Source organism: Eubacterium sp. AF34-35BH, from assembly GCF_003477765.1.
In the GTDB taxonomy this organism is placed as follows: Bacteria; Bacillota; Clostridia; order Lachnospirales; family Lachnospiraceae; genus Eubacterium_G.
Genome location: NZ_QUDZ01000012.1, coordinates 16,392 through 36,913 on the forward strand (window position 1 = coordinate 16,392; position 20,522 = coordinate 36,913).

The 20,522-nt window shown below is 33.3% G+C and carries 16 protein-coding genes; 3 read left to right on the forward strand and 13 right to left on the reverse strand.

Annotated elements, in window-relative coordinates:
* Positions 1 to 182: 182 nt before the first annotated feature.
* The gene (locus DWZ69_RS11140; protein ID WP_118000748.1) at positions 183 to 905 is read left to right on the forward strand and encodes an SDR family NAD(P)-dependent oxidoreductase; all 723 of its coding nucleotides are present in this window, start codon (positions 183 to 185) and stop codon (positions 903 to 905) included.
* Positions 906 to 990: 85 nt separating this feature from the next.
* On the opposite strand, the gene DWZ69_RS11145 is transcribed toward DWZ69_RS11140, so the two are convergent.
* The 8 genes from DWZ69_RS11145 to DWZ69_RS11180 all read right to left on the reverse strand — a co-directional run bounded on the left by DWZ69_RS11145 (position 991) and on the right by DWZ69_RS11180 (position 12,356).
* The gene (locus DWZ69_RS11145) at positions 991 to 1,722 is read right to left on the reverse strand and encodes an aldo/keto reductase (protein WP_279210269.1); all 732 of its coding nucleotides are present in this window, start codon (positions 1,720 to 1,722) and stop codon (positions 991 to 993) included.
* A 96-nt stretch (positions 1,723 to 1,818) separates the two neighbouring features.
* Positions 1,819 to 3,636, reverse strand: a complete 1,818-nt coding sequence (locus DWZ69_RS11150; protein ID WP_118437068.1) for a hypothetical protein — start codon at positions 3,634 to 3,636, stop codon at positions 1,819 to 1,821.
* 4 nt (positions 3,637 to 3,640) lie between these two features.
* Positions 3,641 to 6,559 (reverse strand): glycosyl hydrolase family 28-related protein, encoded by a 2,919-nt coding sequence (locus tag DWZ69_RS11155; RefSeq protein WP_118437070.1) that lies wholly within the window; start codon positions 6,557 to 6,559, stop codon positions 3,641 to 3,643.
* Positions 6,560 to 6,578: 19 nt separating this feature from the next.
* Positions 6,579 to 6,914 carry a cupin domain-containing protein gene (locus DWZ69_RS11160; RefSeq protein WP_118000739.1) on the reverse strand — a complete coding sequence of 112 codons (336 nt, stop codon included), beginning with the start codon at positions 6,912 to 6,914 and terminating at the stop codon, positions 6,579 to 6,581.
* Positions 6,915 to 7,034: 120 nt separating this feature from the next.
* On the reverse strand, positions 7,035 to 7,736 hold the full coding sequence (locus tag DWZ69_RS11165; RefSeq protein ID WP_118437072.1) for a GTP pyrophosphokinase family protein: 702 nt from the start codon (positions 7,734 to 7,736) through the stop codon (positions 7,035 to 7,037).
* A 365-nt stretch (positions 7,737 to 8,101) separates the two neighbouring features.
* Positions 8,102 to 8,305: a hypothetical protein gene (locus DWZ69_RS11170; RefSeq protein WP_118000735.1), complete on the reverse strand. Its 204-nt coding sequence runs from the start codon at positions 8,303 to 8,305 to the stop codon at positions 8,102 to 8,104.
* Between the two features lie 181 nt (positions 8,306 to 8,486).
* A complete protein-coding gene (gene nrdD / locus DWZ69_RS11175; RefSeq protein WP_118437074.1) occupies positions 8,487 to 10,676 on the reverse strand; it encodes an anaerobic ribonucleoside-triphosphate reductase in 2,190 nt (729 codons plus the stop codon).
* Between the two features lie 300 nt (positions 10,677 to 10,976).
* Positions 10,977 to 12,356, reverse strand: a complete 1,380-nt coding sequence (locus tag DWZ69_RS11180) for an MATE family efflux transporter (protein WP_118000731.1) — start codon at positions 12,354 to 12,356, stop codon at positions 10,977 to 10,979.
* A 371-nt stretch (positions 12,357 to 12,727) separates the two neighbouring features.
* On the opposite strand from DWZ69_RS11180, the gene DWZ69_RS11185 reads away from it, so the two are divergent.
* Both DWZ69_RS11185 and DWZ69_RS11190 read left to right on the forward strand, forming a co-directional pair.
* A complete protein-coding gene (locus DWZ69_RS11185; protein WP_022165222.1) occupies positions 12,728 to 14,266 on the forward strand; it encodes a 4Fe-4S dicluster domain-containing protein in 1,539 nt (512 codons plus the stop codon).
* Positions 14,250 to 14,792, forward strand: a complete 543-nt coding sequence (locus tag DWZ69_RS11190) for an ECF transporter S component (protein WP_022165223.1) — start codon at positions 14,250 to 14,252, stop codon at positions 14,790 to 14,792. The genes DWZ69_RS11185 and DWZ69_RS11190 overlap by 17 nt, the downstream gene beginning before the upstream one ends.
* Positions 14,793 to 14,867: 75 nt before the next feature.
* Here the strand turns inward: DWZ69_RS11190 and DWZ69_RS11195 are convergent, their stop codons facing one another.
* The 5 genes from DWZ69_RS11195 to DWZ69_RS11215 all read right to left on the reverse strand — a co-directional run bounded on the left by DWZ69_RS11195 (position 14,868) and on the right by DWZ69_RS11215 (position 20,341).
* A complete protein-coding gene (locus DWZ69_RS11195; RefSeq protein WP_199521915.1) occupies positions 14,868 to 15,497 on the reverse strand; it encodes an ABC transporter ATP-binding protein in 630 nt (209 codons plus the stop codon).
* A 5-nt stretch (positions 15,498 to 15,502) separates the two neighbouring features.
* The gene (locus tag DWZ69_RS11200) at positions 15,503 to 17,365 is read right to left on the reverse strand and encodes a hypothetical protein (protein WP_118000727.1); all 1,863 of its coding nucleotides are present in this window, start codon (positions 17,363 to 17,365) and stop codon (positions 15,503 to 15,505) included.
* A 94-nt stretch (positions 17,366 to 17,459) separates the two neighbouring features.
* Positions 17,460 to 17,825 (reverse strand): hypothetical protein, encoded by a 366-nt coding sequence (locus DWZ69_RS11205; RefSeq protein ID WP_118000725.1) that lies wholly within the window; start codon positions 17,823 to 17,825, stop codon positions 17,460 to 17,462.
* A gap of 338 nt (positions 17,826 to 18,163) precedes the next feature.
* Positions 18,164 to 19,339, reverse strand: coding sequence for a leucine-rich repeat domain-containing protein (locus tag DWZ69_RS11210; protein WP_118437076.1), 1,176 nt, complete (start codon positions 19,337 to 19,339; stop codon positions 18,164 to 18,166).
* Between the two features lie 12 nt (positions 19,340 to 19,351).
* Entirely contained in the window at positions 19,352 to 20,341 is a 990-nt protein-coding gene (locus tag DWZ69_RS11215) for a leucine-rich repeat domain-containing protein (RefSeq protein ID WP_158573390.1), read from the reverse strand.
* Between the last annotated feature and the right edge of the window lie 181 nt (positions 20,342 to 20,522).

A 20,522-nucleotide genomic window follows, 5' to 3' on the forward strand; every position in this document is an offset into this window, starting at 1 on the left:
GAAGTGAAATCGAGCTGCATGGCTGAATATGTAGGCAGGCTGCTTGCGAGATGAAGCAAAGCGAAATCGAGCTGCATGGCTGAATATGTAGGCAGGCTGCTTGCGAGATGAAAGGAAGTGAAATCGAGCTGCATGGCTGAATATATAGGCAGGCTGCTTGCGAGATGAAAGGAAGGGAAAACATGAAAAAAACTGCTATTGTTACCGGAGCATCAGGAGATATTGGAAAAGAAATTGCAAGATTTCTTTTAGAAAAAAATTATACTGTTGTAGGTATTTATTTTAATAATAATGAAGCTTTAGACGAATTAATTGATATTTATGGAGATAATTTGCATACTCTTAAATGTGATTTGTCTTCTTTTTCCTGCGGCAAGGAAATTTCAGACTATATTAGTGAAAATAATCTTAATGTGAATCTTCTTATTAATAATGCGGGGATTTCTATAATTGGATTATTGCAGGACTTAAATGAGGATTTATGGAACAAAATATGGAATACAAATGTTACTTCTGCTATTTCTGTTAGTCAGGCATTAATACCTTTATTTTTGAAGCAGGGTTATGGTCAGATTATTAATATATCATCTGTTTGGGGTAATTGTGGTGCTTCCTGTGAAGTTGCCTATTCTACAACAAAAGGTGCCATTAACACTTTCACTAAAGCTTTAGCAAAAGAGCTGGCACCTTCTAATATTCAAGTTAATGGAATTGCGTGCGGTATCATTGATACCAAAATGAATTCACATTTAGATTCTGAAGATATTGCTTCTATAATAGAAGAAATACCTGTTGGCAGACTGGGCACACCTGAGGATGTAGCCAAAACTGTATATTCCATAAGTGAAGCTGGTTCTTATCTAACCGGGCAAATTATTACTCTAGACGGCGGTTGGACAAGTTAATTGTCCTTTCCGCTATATTCACAAGACTATTCCTTGCTATAAAGTAAAAGATTAATTATTTCTTGTGAACGTGATGACAAGTTAATTATTTTTTATCAAGATATTCCATATCTTCATCGCTTATTTCAAAATCAACCTGTACGTTAGAAATAATTCTTTCTTCCTTAGTTGATTTTGGAATAGCTATTGCACCTTTTTGAATACAATATCTAACACAAATCTGTGGAATTGTTGCGTTGTACTTTTCAGCAATTTTTGCAACATATTCATCATTTACCAAGCCACCTGTTGCAAGTGGTGAATATGCCATTAACTGAATGTCATGTTCCTTACACATAGTAACTACTGCTTCCTGTCTGTTTCCAATATGGAAACTTACCTGATCAACCATAGGCACAATTTTACAATTGTCTAATATAGGCTGCATATGTTCAGGAGCAAAGTTTGAAACACCAATTGCTTTTGCCTTGCCACTTTCATATATTTCTTCTATTGCTTTCCAACATTCAATATTGCCTTCTGTGCAATCCATACCCATTTTTTCCCATGGCCATGGTGCATGAATTAAATATAAGTCAATATAATCTAAGCCTAAATCAGCCAAAGATTCTTCAAAGCATTTCTTTGTAATGTCGTAGCCTTTACATTCTGCTGGTAACTTTGTTGTAACAAAAATCTCTTCTCTTGGAATTCCCGAATCTTTGATTGCTTTTCCAACACTTTTTTCATTTCCGTAAGCTTTTGCTGTATCAATGTGTCTATAACCATTGATTAATGCAAAAGTTACTGAATTATAAGTATCTTCTCCATCAGGTATCTGCTATGTACCTAATCCTATCTTTGGTACCTTTACGCCGTTTCTCAATGTGTAAGTTTCTTTAAGTATCATTTCAACTCTCCTTTTATATATTTTTTATTGAATAACAATTCCGTTTTCGTATTCTCTTATTCTACATGCATTACCTAAATTTTCAGTTGCTGTTCCACTTTTATTTATAATGTGGGAAATCTGTCCCTGCCCGTTTAATTTAACTGTACATGTATTATGTAACTTAACGCCTTTTCTGTCAGGAACTTCCACTGCTGATGCAATGTCTATATCGCTGTCTCTGTTATAACAGTAAACACCTATACCGTAGCTTTCGAATTTTTTAACACTGTCTGCCACTTTAATGGAAGCATAGCCATTGACTTTTCCATTGTGACTTTTGTACGCTTTCTGCTTTGGCACATCGTATGGCAATTCGCTTTGATAAAAGAATAATTTACCATTTTCGCCATTCCAGATAGTCTGATATTCCTTAAAGTGTTCCACAAACAAACCATACATTGTTACATTATCACCGTTAATGATAATTCCGTTAGTTGCTGTGTTAACGTCCCAACCTACATTTGTGCTATGGTCAGCTCGCCATACCCAGAAATTGTCGCCTATTACGTTGTTGCTGTTAATTGTTACGCAGTTTTTAACCTTGCCTGCGTACTTTCCACCACCAACTCTAAAGTACACATCACTAAAAGAAAGGGGATTGTTTGCATGAGATACTTTTGTTTTCTTATCTCCAACCTGCAACAAAGTTGTTGATTCTTTTTCACCTGCATCAAATAAAAGTCCGCATACCTTTATACCGTCTTCATCTGAAACATTCATGACAACATTTCCTTTTGAAGCTTCAAGTGTAGCCAGTCCCATACCGTAAATAATTGTATCTTTCTTTGTTACTTTTAGAGTTTCTTCTATATTGTAGATGCCCGGTGTAAATAAAATATTCTTTCCGTCGGCTAAAGCCTTGTTTAATGTTTTGCTATTGTCTTTGTCAGGACTTGCAATGTAAAAAGTGTTTAGGCTGTAAAATGTGCCTGTTACACCATTTTCCCATGAAATGCCTTGTGCATTTTTGCGAAGTTTTGGAACCATAACCCCATAGCCTTTGTCATTATCGTAGCAAATATATGGCTTCTCCTGTACTACCGGTGACTCTTCCACTACTGTATATGGAGCATATGGCCACTCTCCTGAAGGATTACTGTAAGTTTCTTCGCCTACAAAAACCATGTTCCAAACACCGTTTTCCCAGTTGTTCCACTGATTATTTCTACATAAATACTGCTGCTGTGAACCTGAAGAAACTGTCCCGGCAAATTTGCTGTCTGCAATAAAACCGCCACTTGACCAGCCTTCTCCATCACTTAAAACAATCCCATCACTTGAATTAACTCGTCGTAATGAAACTGCCTGAGAATTAGCCCACATACAATATTTATTAATGGAAAAGTTTTCTGCACTTCTCCAGAAATTACATGTTGCATTTGTGCCCATCCACTTTGCATCGACCCATAATTGATTAATATTAGTATCTGTAGGTTCAATTCCTAAACCTGAAACCTGAGTATAAAATCCTACTTTTACAGATAATGATTTATCATACTTACCGGATTTAAACAAAAGTGCATATCGCTCATCACCAAACTGATTTGACTCCTGTTTTTTGTACACCGAATCTATTTTGTTCTGTACATCTTCTATTTTGTCTTTGCTGTCAAAAACATAAACATTATCTCCGAAAATCTTGTTGTCAGTTACAGGATTTCCTTTTGAAACGTATGTTATTTTTTCTTTAGACTCCTTTACCTTATTAGTGTCGCTTTTGCTATTATTTTTGCTGCCATCGCAACCTACCATGGTAAAAGCCAGCAACGTAGCTAATGCCATAATTAATCCTTTTCTCATAATTTTAATAATCCTTTACTAAATATACTGCATGTCTCGTTGTCACAATAAGATTTTTTCTCTTCTCCCCTCCAAAATCAAAAGTTGTAGGTCTTTGTGGCAACTTAATTGTGTCTGACAATTTGAAATCTTCATATATTTTAATATTGTCATCTGCCACGTAAATCTTATTGTTAAACTTTCTTACTTTATAATCGCCCTCTTCTATAATCGGAACCGGGTTCTCCAGTAAACCGTCTTCTGTAATATCACACTGCCATACGCGCTTGTACAATTCGTCTACTGAATATAACTTTCTTCCCGGCTTTGATCTTGATAAATTATTTGCTCTCATTAAATCATAGTGGCATGGGATAATTGTCTTTCCGTCTTTTGCCAAAAATGCCTTCTTTGGATTGTAGGTAACAACCTGTTCAAAGTCATTTTCATCTCTCCAACGGTTTCCCGGATATAAAACTCTTTCCGGTTTAATATCGCCTATATTGACTTTGTGCAATTTCTCAATGTCACCATTTTTGTCAATTGTAAATGCCACAACAATCGCTCTGCTGTCATACCAGAAGCCATAAGATGTGCCATAACTGTCAGGTGGTAAGTTGTTTATTATTTCCTTGCCATTTAAAGTAGCTTCTCTTGGAATTGAATATTCACCAACTACAACAATATTGTCTCTTGTGTCAAAACCAATAGAATTAATCTTAAACGGTGATTCAAAATACATTGTCATCTTCAAGGTTTTGCCATCTATTCGATAAATCTTCTTGTCTAAGCTATCAAGGAAATAGAAGTTACCTCTGCCGTCACAACAGCCACCATCAGCAAATCTAAATCCACTGTATAATAATTCATTACTATATTTATTTTTGGAATCCATTGAAAATTCAACTACCGTATTTCTTGTTACGTGACTTGTTTCTTTTCCAATAACTTCAATTCTTGCCGCCTGCCAAGGTCTTACCTCAATGCCTGTATTAACATCTAATAGGAAATTGTCTATTGTATATTTCATCTGAGAATAATTGTGTACATTAAGGAATTTAATGTTTTCACAATCCCAGGTTTTGACACAATATGGATAAGGCTTGTTTACAAATACAGTTCTGAAACAGTAGGTTGATGAAAAAGTAATATCCTTACAATTATGTAATTCTATTGGCTGTGCAAATTCGCCCTCTGCTTTTTCCTCTTCACTTTGGAAACCATAAATTGTTACGTCTTTTGCCTTTATCATTCTAATTTCGCATCTTTGATGATGTTCTAAGGACAAACAGTAAATTCTAATTGGAGAACTGTTTTTCTCAATTTGAACACCTGCTGTAACATAAGGGCTGGCTGACCAAACGTCTTTAAAAATACCTCCACCATTTCTGATTAACAAACTTGGATATTGATAGTCCCATATTTTCTTAAGGTCAGCGTCTCTTGCTCTTCCTCTGTCGTATGGCATTTCAAAGTCGCCTGTGCCTTTGACCAAATTACCATGACCACCAAAGAATTTCACGTCGTTCATATATGAATCGCCGTTGGCACACCAGAACACACCACATGCTCTAGGATTTCGACCACCTGTGTATACGCCTAATCCAAAGAGAATATTCTTTCCGGTTGATGTCTTTATGAAAGGTTTTACCTTTCCAAAACCTGTAAATTTCTCTGCATTTTCTTTTAATACTAATCTTGTCGAAACCGGATTCATACCAACAAAAGAAGTATCCTCTTTTAAAGTAATTGTGTCTGTTAAAATGTATTCTCCCTGTGGGAAATATATTGTCTGATACTTTTCAACTGCATTCTTTAAGGCTTCTGTATCATCTGTAATGCCATCACCTTTCAAGCCTAGATCTTTAGCATTTGCCCACAAGTCCATCTCCTGAAGTATCGGCAGGTCTGTTTTTAAAATAGAATAATCCACTTCTCTTGCATAGCGGTAAATTTCATCGTGGAACTGTTTGTCAGGATTAATGTCACTTGCCACAATTCCATGGGTATACTTTTTCAATCTGCACTGGTAATCTTCGCTGTTTATTTTTCTTCCTGTGTCTTTAAAAGAAACAATATTTTCCACTGCCCTCAGATAACAGTTTTTTACATTAATCTGTGTAAGCTGATTTTTCTCCTGAGCAATGTCCAAAAATGTATTCATGTCCTCAAATATTGAGTCTTCTATAATTAATTTTTCAAAATAACCTTCATCAACATCAATGAACTTGGATGTGTTAGTGCTGTAAGCTCTTATTATATTAAGACCTGCTTCGTGGGTTCTAATGGCTGCTGCAGTCTGACCGTTAAACCTTACATCAACCATAACAAAAGGCCAGCCCGGAGAACACTTTGTAGTAACGATGCCATATTTTCCACCATTAATGAAAATATCTTCCATTTCGTTTCCAACATCGTAAATGCCTGCCATTCCTGACTCAACATTAATATCGATATGATTAATGAAACAATGCTGTGCGTAATGAGTTCTAAAAGCCACTGCCTGAGAATTGCCCCTGCCCAGACTTACATTTACGTTAGACATTGCACTGTAAAAAGTTCCCGGATTAGCATCCTGAATACGACTTTCGTCCTCTTCCATTTTGTTAGTAAACCAAAACAGATATTTAAAACCACCTTTTTGTTCAGGATGTGGTTCATTAAAACCATCCGCATTATCCTGCAAAATAAATTCTGGTCTGTTCTTGCCATAACCTATAATTCGTACTGCTTTTGGAACATAGATTGTTCTACTAAGAAGGTACTTACCTTCAGGCACAAATAGCACTCCATATCCATCCTGTTTTACAACAGCGTGAATTGCTTCCTGTAACTGCACACTTACATCTTCTGTTCCATCATTTTTAATATTAAAATTGTCCTGTGTAAAATACACAGCTTTACCATCCGTTAGTTTTTCCTTATAAAACGACACTCCATTCATACGCTATACCGATTCCTTTTTATAATTTATGATTAGGTACAACTGCATACATTACAAAATCCTCTGTACCTTTATTTACCATTCCATGACTATGTCCCATTGGACAATAGTGAACTGTACCGGGTTTTAAAATTTCTGTCTTCCCGTCCATTGTTACTTCCGCTTCCCCTGAAAGTGCAAAAACCACTTCGCTGTTATTTTCGTGAGTGTGAACACCTATGGAAGCTCCCGGAATTAAAGTACCCTTCATTAATTTTAAATTATCGTCCACATGCATCTTAGCACTAATGTGCTTTTCTCCACCATAGAAATTAGGAATTACCGTATCTTCCATCTTACTAAATTCAAAAATCATATTTTTTTCTCCTTTTTCCATTTTATATATATTTCTTTTCAAAAAAACTATTCTCTTACAACTCCCATTTGAAACCAAATTTGCATTTGTTTTTTATTGTTACTAACAGTACAAACTTTTCTATTTGCCTCGCCTATTTAACGAATTTTCTTCTATGCTCTTTTTAATACACTGCATTTTGTGATCTAAATCTGCACACTTTAGTGCACATTCTGTCAAATCTTTTGACAATTTTTCAAGGATATCCTCATCTAAATCTTTCTTGTATCTTAATTTGTGCTCAAGACTTGCCCAAAAATCCATAGCAATTGTTCTAAGCTGAACTTCTACTTTCATAGCTCTTTTTTCGTTTTCCAAAAATATTGGTACTTCAACAATCAAATGAAGACTCCTGTAGCCACTTTCTTTAGGATGTTTAATATAATCCTTCTTTTCGATTAATGTTATGTCATCCTGCTGTAACAATAAATCTGCCATTTTATAAATATCTTCCTTAAAAGAACAAATTATTCTAATTCCTGCAATATCAAAAATATTTTCCTCAATTCCTTCTGTTGTCATTGGAATATTTTTCTTTCGCATTTTTTTCATTATACTATCCGGAGACTTAAGTCTTGACTTAATTGCCTCAATAGGGTTCTCGTCATAACGTAGTGAAAACTGTTCGTTTAGCACCTTAAACTTAGTTTCCACCTCCATAATGGCACATCTGTAATAGGTCATTAGTCTGTTATAAGACAATGTACCCTCTTTTATTTTCTCTAGATGTTCTTCCTTTGTTAGTTCATTAAAAAAATGATCCTTTAAATGTTCTACAATCATATTTTTCTCCTGTTCCATTTATATATAATCTCTTTGGGTGTAAGCTATTTATATAAATATATTTACTATTCAACCAGAGTTATCATTTAACTAGGGTTAATTTTTATTATTCAATTTTATCCGACCTGCAAACTTGTTATAATTATACCATTTAGGAGTAAAATATGAAACGATTTTTTAACAATATTTAATCCTGCATAAGCCACTACTCAATTTTGCAATCACTGGTTAAAACATAATTTTTTAGTGTTTGTATGACTGCCAATTAATATTTTCTGAAAACACATTATTCCCAACTGATTTTTGCCATATTAAATAAGCTGCACGCTAATTGTTTAGTGTGCAGCTTATTTAATAATTAATATTTATTTTGCATACATAGCCGATATATATTCATTATCGTCTACTTCTACTTCTGTTCTGTTTTTTTCTGTTAATTTATCTTTTTCCATTGTGTATTCAACTATTTCATCATCAAAGTTTACAATATATAATTTATTTCCTACAACATCATACTGTATAGCACATGAATTAATATTATACTCTGTTTCGATTTTTTCTAAATCCATATTATACTTTATAATTTTTGAATCATTGTTTTGTTTGCTTATAATTAAATAGAATGTCTATTGCAAAAATCACAAAAAAGAAATAAACCACAAAAACAGCATCGACAATTGTCAATGCTGTTCTTGTTCTTAAAGTTCATTTTTTAATTATATCCGAAATTTTTTCCGGTTGTTTATGTTTTTATAGATGAAGGACTCTGTCCTTTATTTCCTGTGTTCTTCCCTGGTTCCAGAACTGTGTTCCGATGTAACCGCAAGTTCTTCTAGCAACACTCATTTTGTCCTGGTCTCTGTTTCCACAGTTTGGACATTCCCAAACAAGTTTGCCTGTTTTTTCATCATTTATAATTTGAATTTCGCCGTTATATCCACAACATTCGCAATAATCTGATTTTGTATTTAATTCAGCGTACATAATGTTGTCATAAATAAACTTCATTACTTCGATTACTGCTTCTATATTATCCTGTAGGTTTGGAACTTCTACATAACTGATAGCTCCACCCGGTGATAATTTCTGGAAATCTGATTCGAATTTAAGTTTGCTGAAAGCGTCTATTTTTTCTGTAACATGTACGTGGTAACTGTTTGTAATGTAATTCTTGTCTGTAACGCCTTTAATAATTCCAAATCTCTTCTGTAAGCATTTTGCGAACTTGTATGTAGTTGATTCCATTGGTGTACCATATACTGAATAACTAATGTTCTCTGCTGCTTTCCATTCTGCACACTTATCATTAAGCCTCTGCATTACTTTAAGAGCAAATGGTCTAGCCTCAGGATCTGTATGTGATTTACCTGTCATTCTTACACACATTTCATAAAGTCCGGCGTAACCAAGTGAAATCGTTGAATATCCACCAAACAACAGTTTATCAATTGTCTCACCTTTTTTAAGACGTGCCAATGCTCCATTTTGCCAAAGAATTGGTGCCACATCTGAAGGTGTTCCAAGTAATCTTTCGTGTCTGCATCTTAATGCTCTGTGACATAACTCTAATCTTTCATCTAAAATTTTCCAGAATAAATCCATATCTCCGTTAGATGAACATGCAACATCAACTAAGTTAATAGTTACAACACCCTGATTGAAACGTCCGTAGAACTTGTGGCTTCCATCTGGATTTCTCTGACTGTCTTCTACTGTAAGGAATGAACGACATCCCATACATGGGTAAACACACCCCTGTTTCATTTCCTTCATTACTTTGGCTGAAATATAATCAGGTACCATGCGCTTTGCAGTACATTTTGCTGCAAGTTCTGTTAATGCCCAATATTTTGAATCAGGTGTTACATTGTCTTCATCTAAAACATATATAATTTTAGGGAATGCTGGTGTAATCCAAACACCTTTTTCATTTTTTACGCCCTGAATACGCTGCTTTAATACTTCCTCAATAAGTGTAGCCAAATCATCTCTTGTCTGACCTTCAGGTACTTCATCAAGATACATAAACATTGTTACAAAAGGTGCCTGACCATTACATGTCATAAGAGTAATTAACTGATACTGAATAGTCTGAATACCTCTGTTAATTTCATCTTTTAATCTTCTCTCAACAATCTTCTTTACCTGTTCATCACTGTAATTTAAGCCAATCTGTTCTCTTTCAGCTAAAACTTCTTTTGTTATTTTATCTCTGCTAATCTGTACAAATGGAGCTAAATGTCCTAACGAAAAAGATTGTCCGCCATACTGATTACTTGCCACCTGAGCAACAATCTGTGTAGTAACATTACATGCAGTATAGAAACTATGTGGTTTATCAATCTTTGTTTCTGAAATGCATGTTCCATTCTGTAACATGTCTTCTAAATTAATCAAGTCACAGTTATGTTCTTTCTGAGCAAAATAATCAGAGTCGTGGAAATGAATAATTCCCTGCTCATGTGCTTCAACAATTTCTTCTGGTAATAATATACGTTTTGTTAAATCCTTACTTACCTCGCCTGCCATATAATCTCTCTGAGTTGAGTTAATTGTAGGATTCTTATTTGAATTTTCCTGCTTAACTTCTTCGTTTAACTGTTCAATAAGTGCAAGAATTCCCTCATCTGTTGTATTAGATTTACGTGCAAGTTCACGTACATAACGGTATCTTACATACTTCTGTGCAACTTCATAGCCACGCATTTCCATAATTCCACGTTCAACCATATCCTGAATATCTTCAACTGATGTGGCATGCTGTGTAGACATAATTTCTTTTTCTAAAATATTTCCTACTGCTGCAATCTGATATTCGTTTAACTTATGTATTGGCTCTACTTCGTTATTTGCAGCTCTTATGGCATTTAGGATTTTATTTACATCAAAAGAAACTTCCTCTCCATTTCTCTTAATAACTCTTCTAATCTTTGACTCCATATTAATACCTATCTCCTTTGCAATTTCTTGTATATTTCCCTAACTATTGTTCTAAATATTGTTAATCTTATCTCCAAAAAATCCCTTTATTCTGCCTGAACTCCCCTATTTATGGGGTGATTCCTATATTTTGTCCGTTTTTTAAGCGAACACAAGATATTGTGTCCGCCTAACGTATTATAGCACAACATATTCTATTTTGTATAGTACATATTTTTCTTTTTTTCAAAATTTTTTTTATTATTTTTCAATAAGTTACCTTTTATACAATCTGTGTTTAAAATATATAATTTTGTTAAGTTACTGCAATGTTTTAAACACTTTTCTTACGACTATAAGTGACAGTGCTGCTGCAAGAAAATCTGAAATCGGTGCAACGTACATTACACCTTCAATTCCCATTGCCTTTCCACCTATTGTTGTAAAAATAATTGGAAGAACCAACATTAAAGGAATAAAACAAATCACCTGTCTTGTAAGAGATAAAAATGTTCCCTTGTTAGGTTCACCGATAACTGTACAAAATGTTGATGTTATTGGCTGTATTCCATTTAAAAATGTCATAAATAAAAATACTCTAAAGAATTTGACTCCAAACTGTATGTATTCTTTGCTTCCTGAACCAAATATGCTTAAAAGCTGTTCAGGGAACAACTGAAATACAACAAATGCAATACATGAAATTACAACGTTGCATGTAAGTGCCATCTTGTAGGTTCTCTTAACTCTGTCAAACTTTCCTGCTCCTCTGTTAAAACTTACAATTGGCTGCATGCCCTGGGCTACCCCAATACAAACTGAGAAGTAAACCTGATTTACCTTCATTACAATTCCGCATACTGCAAGGGGTATATTTGCTCCGTATGAACTTAACGCCCCGTAATATGTTAGTGTCTTGTTCATTACAATCTGAACAAACATAATTGCCAACTGATTTAGTCCTTGAGCCATACCAAGGTGACTTGCTCTTAAACATATTTTTGCATTTGGCACAAAATGCTCTTTCTTTAATTTAACTGTTTTAAAATGTATTAAATACCAAATAACCATTAATGTAGCAACGTACTGACCGATAATTGTAGCAATTGCAGCACCTGACATTCCCCAACCAAAGAGAATTACAAAAATATAATCAAGTACAACATTAATAACCGCCCCTGTCAGATTGCACGCCATTGAAAAGTTAGGATTACCATCTGCCCTTACTAAATGTGCTCCACCTGCTGATACAATGGCTGCCGGAAATCCTAATGCAATAACGCTTGTATATTCCATTGCCAAAGGAAGCACCTTGTCTGTTGAGCCAAAAAATAAAAGCATTGGCTTCACGAAAACTATACCGATAACTCCTATAATCACACCTATAATAAGCATAAGTGTTGTTGCATTACCTATGTAATATGGTGCTTTCTTTGTATCACCTGCCCCCATGTTTAAATTAAAGCCTGATGCCGAACCTATACCTAATGTAAGAGCTGTAGCAAGACATAAAGTTGTAAGCGGAAAAGCCACATTAGTTGCCGCATTTCCTAACTCTCCTACTGTTTGTCCTATAAAAATTTGGTCTACTATATTATATAGGGACATTACTATCATTGATATAATACTTGGCACTGCGAATTTTTTTAATAATTTTCCTATTGGTTGTGTTCCTAAAGGATTAGCTATTTCCTGTGTCATTGTTTTCCTCCCTATTTCTTCTTTTTTTTGCCAGACAGCTAAACTCTATAATACAACTGTATTGTATGTTTTTTCAACATTTATTTTCAAAAATATTATTATTTTTTATTATTCATTATTACTCTGTTTTTAAATTAAATGTAATTCAATAGTTTTATTTCCCTTATTTATTCTCCTGTAATTATAATTAGAAATTATTTAATAAATTTGTTTAGGTTTTTACGGGTATTTTCTTATTTTATTAAGTTCTTTTAGTTATGTTAAAACTTTGTTAAATTTTTAACCAATTCTCTTTATCATTCACTTTTAATATGTTATAATTTAGGTAAATTAGGCTTTGCCTACTATTATCATACAGAATGGAGAAAATTATGAGAGGTATTTATTCAAATAAAACTGAAATTCGTCATAAGGTTTTTACTGAAATAGCCAGAATGGCTTACGAAGATTATCCTTTATCACATATAGAGGATCTTCCTTTTGAAATTATTCCCGGCGAAATTGGAAAATATTATGACAATATTTTTCTTGAACGTGCCATTATCGGGGAACGATTAAGAGCAACTCTTGGTTTGCCTGTAAGAAATATGTCTGAGCATGCACCATTATCTGATGGAATTGATGCCAGTGCCATAGACGAAAAATATTATGATCCTCCCCTTATTAATATAATAAAGTTTGCGTGCCATGCCTGCCCTGAGAAACGTGTTTTAATTACTAACGGCTGTCAGGGTTGTATTGAACATCCTTGTATTGAGGTTTGTCCAAAGAACGCAATTCATATGGAAAATGGTCGTTCTGTTATTGACCAGGAAAAATGTATTAAATGTGGTAAGTGTGTAAATGCATGTCCTTACAACGCAATTATTAAACAGGAACGTCCTTGTGCTGCTGCCTGTGGTATGAATGCCATTAAGTCAGACGAATATGGACGAGCTGATATTGATTACGACCAGTGTGTATCCTGCGGTATGTGTTTGGTAAGCTGTCCATTTAGTGCCATCGTTGATAAAAGTCAGATTTTCCAGACGGTGCTTGCATTAAAGAGCGATACACCTATATACGCTGCCATTGCCCCTTCATTTGTTAAACAGTTTGGTGATAAGGTTACACCTGAACAGGTTAGAGCCGCACTTAAGGCTGTTGGTTTTGAAGATATGGTTGAGGTTGCCATTGGTGCCGATTTATGTGCGGTGCAGGAAGCTGCCGACTTTATGAAGGAAGTTCCTAATGAACATCCTTGGCTTGGTACTTCATGTTGTCCTGCCTGGTCAGTTATGGCTAAGAAAACTTATCCTGAATACGCTGACTGCATTTCAATGGCACTTACACCTATGGTTTTAACAGGTCGTATGACAAAGAAACAACATCCTGACTGCAAGGTTGTATTTATCGGACCTTGTGCTGCTAAGAAATTAGAAGCTAGTAGAAAATCAGTTAGAAGTGATATTGACTTTGTTTTAACTTTTGAAGAAATGATGGGTATTTTTGATGCTAAAAACATTGAATTTGATAAATTAGAAGTTGAAGAGCCATTAAATACATCAAGCTCTCTTGGTAAAGGTTTCGCTGCCAGTGGTGGTGTTGCCGCAGCCGTTGTTAATGCAATTAACTGTCTTGAACCAGAAAGAGAAGTTAAGACTGTTAAAGCTGAAGGTTTAAAAGAATGTAAGACAATGCTTGCTAAGGCAAAAGCCGGTATGTATGATGGCTATCTTTTAGAAGGTATGGCATGTCCCGGTGGATGCATGGGTGGTGCCGGAGTTCTTGCTGATGTTAGAAAAGCCACAATGGGACTTGAGCAACAGAAGAAAACTTCAACTTTTGAAAAGCCTTCACGTTCAGATTACCTTAAATATCTTCACCTGATTACTAAGGAGGATTTCTACAACAATGAAAATGAAAACTAAAACAATAACTGTAACAGCCATAATGATTGCTCTTTGTGTTGTTGTACAGTTATTAAAAACCCCCGGTACTTTACCTATTACCGGAGGCTTAATTAACCTAATTTTAATTATTGATACACTTTATTGTGGATTACTTAGCGGTGTAATAGTTTCAGTTGTAGCACCTGTTACTTCTTTCATTATTACACAGTCTGCAATAATTTCTACTGTACCAATGATATTACCATTTATTATGCTTGGTAATATTGTAATCGTCCTTTTTGCCTGGTTTGTTCGTGGCAAGAAGTTGGAACTTAATTTACTTCCACTTAGCCTTGTTGCCGGTTCTTTTGCAAAATGGGCTGTTATGAACCTTTTAATTGTAAAATGGGTTATTCCTACATTCGGAAGTCACTTGTCACCTAAAATGACAAGAATTGCAGGTGTAACATATTCTACAACTCAACTTTATGCTGCTTTGCTGGGAACAGCAGCAGCCTGCATTATCTGGCCGGTAGTCAGAATTGCAGTAAAAAGATTGCATTAAAAAAAAATTCCATTTGGCATTTCCGAAAATTTCGGTATCTGTCAAATGGGATTTTTTAATTAATTTTTGTCTTTATTAAATCTGTACTATTTCTTTACAATACGAAAGTGCATCATCGTCGTGTGAAACCATCACAACTGTCTTTCCCTCTTCATTTAAGCCGGTTAATAATTTCATAACAATCTCTGTGTTTTTCTCATCAAGACTACCGGTTGGTTCATCAGCCAAAACAATATCACAATCTTTAAGCACTAATCTTGCAATGGCTATTCTCTGCTGTTCGCCACCTGAACAGGTATATATCTTCTTGTTTAAGAACTCCTCTCCAAAACCAACTTTTTCCAGCGCCTCTGTCATCAGCTGTTTTTCATTTTTTCCAGACTTTTTATTAATGACAATTTTCAGATTTTCATATACATTCAAATCATCTATAAGTGCATAATTTTGAAACAAATAGCCTATTGTGTTTTTCAACATCATTCTTCTCTTCTTTTTATTCTTATAGGCTATCTCTTCACCCATTATAGATAAATGTCCTTCGTAATCTTCTAATAACCCCATTATATTTAATAATGTTGTTTTACCTTTACCACTGGGGCCTTTTATGCCTAGAAACGTTCCTTTATTTATCTTCAAATTATAATTGTCAAAAATTGTGTGGTTTTCATACTTTTTTGTTATATTTTCTAATTCAATTGCATACATAATCTTTACCTTCCTTTTATTACTGTTCCAATACTTTCAAACGATTTTCTTTTTAACATAGCATAAAATATTATCGTTTCCGGGATAACTAAACAAACAAATTTTTTATTTACAACAATATCTACAACAATAACAATCGTGGCGTTGTATATTAAAAACTTTGAAATGTCATTAGTTGCTTTTTTACCAAGCAGGCTATAAACTGCCATTTTCTTTTTCTTGAATTCATAATAAATAGAAAACAAACTTATATCTACTAATATGTATGTCAAAAATACTATGACAAAATACATAACGCTTTCGAATAATTCCGTTTGATAAGTAGATATATGCGTACGCAATTCTGTACTTAACGCTTCCATTTCTATGTCTGATTTTTCATATCCCATTGTCAACAATTTCTTTTCCAATTGTTTTGCTACCTTTTCTGTCATAAAAACATCACCATAACTTATAGTAGCCTTTTTTTCCAATTTAGAAATTTGAATAACTGAATTATACGAATATTTTCCGGGAGTTTCAAAATCCATAATCCATTGTTTGCTGGCAATGCATACAGGTTCAATATCTCCCATCTCCTCATATTTTGCTATTTTTTTGCGCTTCTTCCATAAGTTTTTCGGTACAAGCAAATATTCTTTCTCACTATCTAATTTCAGTAATTCTCCATTTTTATCTTTTATTCCTAAATACGGCAGTAAATTATAAGAAGCAATAATCATATTACTTTCAATACTATCTAAATCTTTGTATATTTTTGTGTTCTCATACTTGGATAATAAAGTATCTGATGGACAATAATTAAATATTTCCTTATCGTCATATTGCTCCACAAAAGCATTTAACTCTTTCTCTTCTTTTTCATTAGGTGATATATGCTGTGTGCAAATATACCAATTGCGTGCCTCAATTTCTTCTGCCTTTTTAGTGCCTTCATTTAACCTTATTGCATTTTCTATTAATTGAGTGGCTATAATAAACGCGACTACTGTCAACACTACCTTAAATGCCATTGTCATAATAAATATTATTTTGTTATTCTTTTTGTTTTTTATTGAATCAATATAACCTGCATTTTTTATAAAAACTACTGCAATTGCAGCTACACAAATATATACCAAATTCAAAGATAGCATTAAAAATAACACCATCAGTAAATATGAATATAACTGACTTACATCCATAATAATTATATAAATGCAAAATAATATAACACCGCTAACAAAACCGTATGCTGTATTCTTAATTATATCTTTATACAGTCTTAGTGAAATTCGATTTTCAGACCAGCCATTTAATTTTAATATTCCAATTTCTTTCAAACGGGATATATAATAAATTGATGTGCAAAATAGAGCCAGACAAAATACTGATATAAAAAATCCAATATTTAAAGGACTAAATAGCATGCCTAAATTAAATTCAACAGATTCCTTGCATGTAACCATCGCTTCAAAGCCTGATTTTTCCAGCTTCTTTTTAAATTTAGAAACTCTTGTCGAATTATTTTCCTGAACTGTAAAATATCTTACTTTTCTATTTTCTATTTTTTGTGCTTTAATTATTTTCATGTGCCTGTTAGGGAATAAGCTTCTCACAGCACCATATTTAACATTCTTTGCTGGATTAATTACTTCAACTTTGCAATCAGTATTACCAAAGGAATAATTATTAAATGTTCTAATTTGTACACAAACATTACTTTCCTTAGCACATTCTTCAAGTGTTTCTAAATTAATTTGTTTACTAAGGGAAAAATCTGAAATCCTACTTTCATCTATATAATTAGACTTATCTACTACTAATAGCATAAAATAAACTGAGAAGATTACAGTCATTATGCCTATAAGCGTGAATATTTTTTTCATTGCTCTCCTCCTTTATAGTTTTTCATTTATGAACATAATACATTAAAAGAACCTTGACACTTTACTATCAAGGTTCTCTACTAAACACAATACCTTATTTTTTTATAGCTATTGCTTTAAAATCTTTATATCCACACTTTTCAGGTACAAAAGGATTTTTGTGAGTAGAAGCCTTTCCAACATGTACTCTTCCTTTCTTTCCTTTTCCATCTGTTGTACCTGATTTTTCTTTTTTTGTACTCCAATCTGGATCTACCCATACTGTAACTTTGTATTGTATTCCATCTACTTCCATATCATATAAGTTAGAATACAAAATACCATTTGAAGTTTCTCCACCAGTCCATTTTGCTCCACCACCATTTAGCACCTTAGATGCTCCTGCATAAACTGCTGTAGTTGTTCCTAAGAGCGTTGTAACTGTACAAGCATAAACTAATGCTTTCTTTAACTTTTTCATTTTTCTCCTCCATTTCGTTTTTCATTTTTTCATAAGTACAATTTGACATGTCTATTTACGTACCAAAGTCACTCTACTCTTATTTTTTTTGAAGTCAACCCTTTGCAAAGAAGTTTTTGAAGTAATAACAATTCCCTTATAAAAAGCTCATACATTGTTATTATTATCTATTGTTTGTTATTACTTTTGTGGTTTATTAATTTAATTAAAAACAAAGAAAACTGTCACTTTAACGTTTTGTAATCGTCAAAGTGACAGCTCTTTCTTACATTCTAAACGTAGATAACGTTCAAAATATTCCAGCTAAAAAAAGTGCTAAAAAAATCTTTTTAGATTTTTTAAAAGAAAAATCCGGTACTCTTGCTCCATTTTGTATAAACCTTCTTTTTGTTTTTATACTTATAAGCTCTGATTTTTACAAATATTTCGTAATCTGCCTGTTTAAGTTTCTTTCCTAATTTACTAAATCTGCCAATATAGTCTGCTTTCTGGGTGCAAACAATGGTTTTATTTTTCTTTTTGACCTTGTATGTTAATTTAAGTTGATACCCTTTTGCACCGATAACTTTATTCCAACATTTACCATCACCTATATATGGTTTAATTTTCGAAAATGGCACACTATATTTGATTTTAGTTCTTGGATCTAACGATTGTTCAGCAAGTTTAACTCCCGGCTTTAATGTAAACTGTTTAATTCCCGTATACATAAAAGCCTCTTCACCAAACTCTTTAACTTTTGATAAATTAACTTTCTTTAAACTTGTGCACTCATTAAAAGCTTCGCTTTCAATTTTTGTAACTTTGCCTAATTGAATCGTCTTTAACTTTCCATCCTGATAAAATGCATTATTGCCTATTTTTTTTATTTTGTTACCTTTTACTGTCTTTAAATTATTACAACGAGAAAAGGCAGAAGGTCCAACGTTTGTTACATTATTTAAGTTTACCTTTTGTAAATTTGTACATTCATAGAAAGCATCTTCGCTTACCTTCTTGATTTTAGACGGCATACTCACTTCCTTTAGTTCACTTAATGAAAATGCCCTTTCATCAATTTTTTCGATATTGTTATTTAGTTTAATTTCTGTTATTTTTGCCTGATAAAAAGCTCTACTTGCTATTGTTTTCACACTATTGGGTACTGTATAACTTTTCCCTTCATTCTTTGTTGGAGGATACCATATTAATTTCTTTCCATCTTTTGAAAATAACACTCCATCAATTGATTTATACACCGGATTATCTGGCGACACATTTATGTTTTCTAAATACTCAAACTGTCTATCATATGAAGACAAGCCACCTAGACCTTCAACATCCACTGTATAATCTTTATCAAAATACACTTTTGAATACAATGTTTCGTCGTCTTCACCGTCTATTATTGTTCTAATACTTGTTTCTTTTCCAACATAATTTCCAACATAAGGATCAGCCTTTACAATCTGTGGAAATGCAAGTAACGCTAATAACATAGTTAATAATATTTTTCTTTTTAAATTTTTTCTCATAATCTTACCTCCCTAGCCTAAATAAATTGTTCTTTTTCTAACATCACTCCATTTTGTATAAACTTTCTTTTTGTTCTTGTATCTGTATGCTCTAATTTTTACGCCTAAAGATGATATCTCACCATTTAATCTTTCATTCATTCTTGCAATTTTCTTACGAAATTTCTTTGAAAGTTTTGGTTTCTTTACTGTAGTTTTTAAATAAACTTTATCTTTTACATTATCAAGATTATATACCCTTACTACAACTTCATAGCCCTTGGCTCCTTTAACTTCATTCCATCTTTTGTAGCTTAGAAGATATGGTTTAATATCTTTAAACTTCTTTCCGTAATTAATTTTTATCTTCGTATCAAATGCAGCCACACCTAAATTGTATTTTTTGTTTAGCGTAATGTTTTTTACTCCTATTCCCCAGAAAGCTCTTTCTCCTATGTTTTTAACTTTGCCAAGATTTAACTGAGTTAAATTAGTACACGATCCAAAAGCCCAGCGTTCTACAGTTTTTACATTCATTAAATCTATGCTTGTTAGATTATTACAAGCAGTAAAAGCAGATTCTCCAATCTTCCTAAGATTATCGGTAAAAGTAACTTTTTCTATTTTACTTCTGTAAAAAGCATCTGCACAGATAACCTTTACTGTTTTAGGAACTGCATATATTTTACATTCTTTTTGTGGTGGAAATGCATATAATTTTGAACCATCTTTAGAAAGTAATGCACCATCAACAATTTTGTATTTAGTGTTTTTTTCTGACACTTCAATGTTTTTTAGATTTCTAAATTCCCACATATCCGGAACCTGACCTAAATAATTTTCATCCAAATAAATTTGTGTATATTTCTCAGGATCCTGAATTTCCTCCATGTTTGTCAATTTTTCAATTAGTGTATTAGTGTTTTCTACTCCACTTACCCAGGTTGTGCCACCACACGAACCTGTTACTAATAATACAGATGCCATCAGCATTGTACACATGTTTCTTAATAATTTTCTCATATTCATCGCCTCCTATTTGATTTAATACTGTTATAACAATGTAACGTTAAAAATTTTATTTTTATTGCATGATGTTCACAACACTTGTTACTAATTTGACCTTTTTTAATATCTTGTTTCGTTTAACCATTTTCAATTACCCCTCTTTCCTTTTGTTAATCTAATTTTTTGGTTTAGGAGA

Excerpts from the sequence above, each read along its gene's own strand:
- DWZ69_RS11140 (WP_118000748.1), top strand. The coding sequence starts at position 183 with ATGAAAAAAACTGCTATTGTTACCGGAGCATCAGGAGATATTGGAAAA.
- DWZ69_RS11150 (WP_118437068.1), bottom strand. The coding sequence starts at position 3,636 with ATGAGAAAAGGATTAATTATGGCATTAGCTACGTTGCTGGCTTTTACC.
- DWZ69_RS11155 (WP_118437070.1), bottom strand. The coding sequence starts at position 6,559 with ATGAATGGAGTGTCGTTTTATAAGGAAAAACTAACGGATGGTAAAGCT.
- DWZ69_RS11160 (WP_118000739.1), bottom strand. The coding sequence starts at position 6,914 with ATGATTTTTGAATTTAGTAAGATGGAAGATACGGTAATTCCTAATTTC.
- DWZ69_RS11165 (WP_118437072.1), bottom strand. The coding sequence starts at position 7,736 with ATGATTGTAGAACATTTAAAGGATCATTTTTTTAATGAACTAACAAAG.
- DWZ69_RS11170 (WP_118000735.1), bottom strand. The coding sequence starts at position 8,305 with ATGGATTTAGAAAAAATCGAAACAGAGTATAATATTAATTCATGTGCT.
- nrdD (WP_118437074.1), bottom strand. The coding sequence starts at position 10,676 with ATGGAGTCAAAGATTAGAAGAGTTATTAAGAGAAATGGAGAGGAAGTT.
- DWZ69_RS11180 (WP_118000731.1), bottom strand. The coding sequence starts at position 12,356 with ATGACACAGGAAATAGCTAATCCTTTAGGAACACAACCAATAGGAAAA.
- DWZ69_RS11185 (WP_022165222.1), top strand. The coding sequence starts at position 12,728 with ATGAGAGGTATTTATTCAAATAAAACTGAAATTCGTCATAAGGTTTTT.
- DWZ69_RS11190 (WP_022165223.1), top strand. The coding sequence starts at position 14,250 with ATGAAAATGAAAACTAAAACAATAACTGTAACAGCCATAATGATTGCT.
- DWZ69_RS11195 (WP_199521915.1), bottom strand. The coding sequence starts at position 15,497 with ATGTATGCAATTGAATTAGAAAATATAACAAAAAAGTATGAAAACCAC.
- DWZ69_RS11200 (WP_118000727.1), bottom strand. The coding sequence starts at position 17,365 with ATGAAAAAAATATTCACGCTTATAGGCATAATGACTGTAATCTTCTCA.
- DWZ69_RS11205 (WP_118000725.1), bottom strand. The coding sequence starts at position 17,825 with ATGAAAAAGTTAAAGAAAGCATTAGTTTATGCTTGTACAGTTACAACG.
- DWZ69_RS11210 (WP_118437076.1), bottom strand. The coding sequence starts at position 19,339 with ATGAGAAAAAATTTAAAAAGAAAAATATTATTAACTATGTTATTAGCG.
- DWZ69_RS11215 (WP_158573390.1), bottom strand. The coding sequence starts at position 20,341 with ATGAGAAAATTATTAAGAAACATGTGTACAATGCTGATGGCATCTGTA.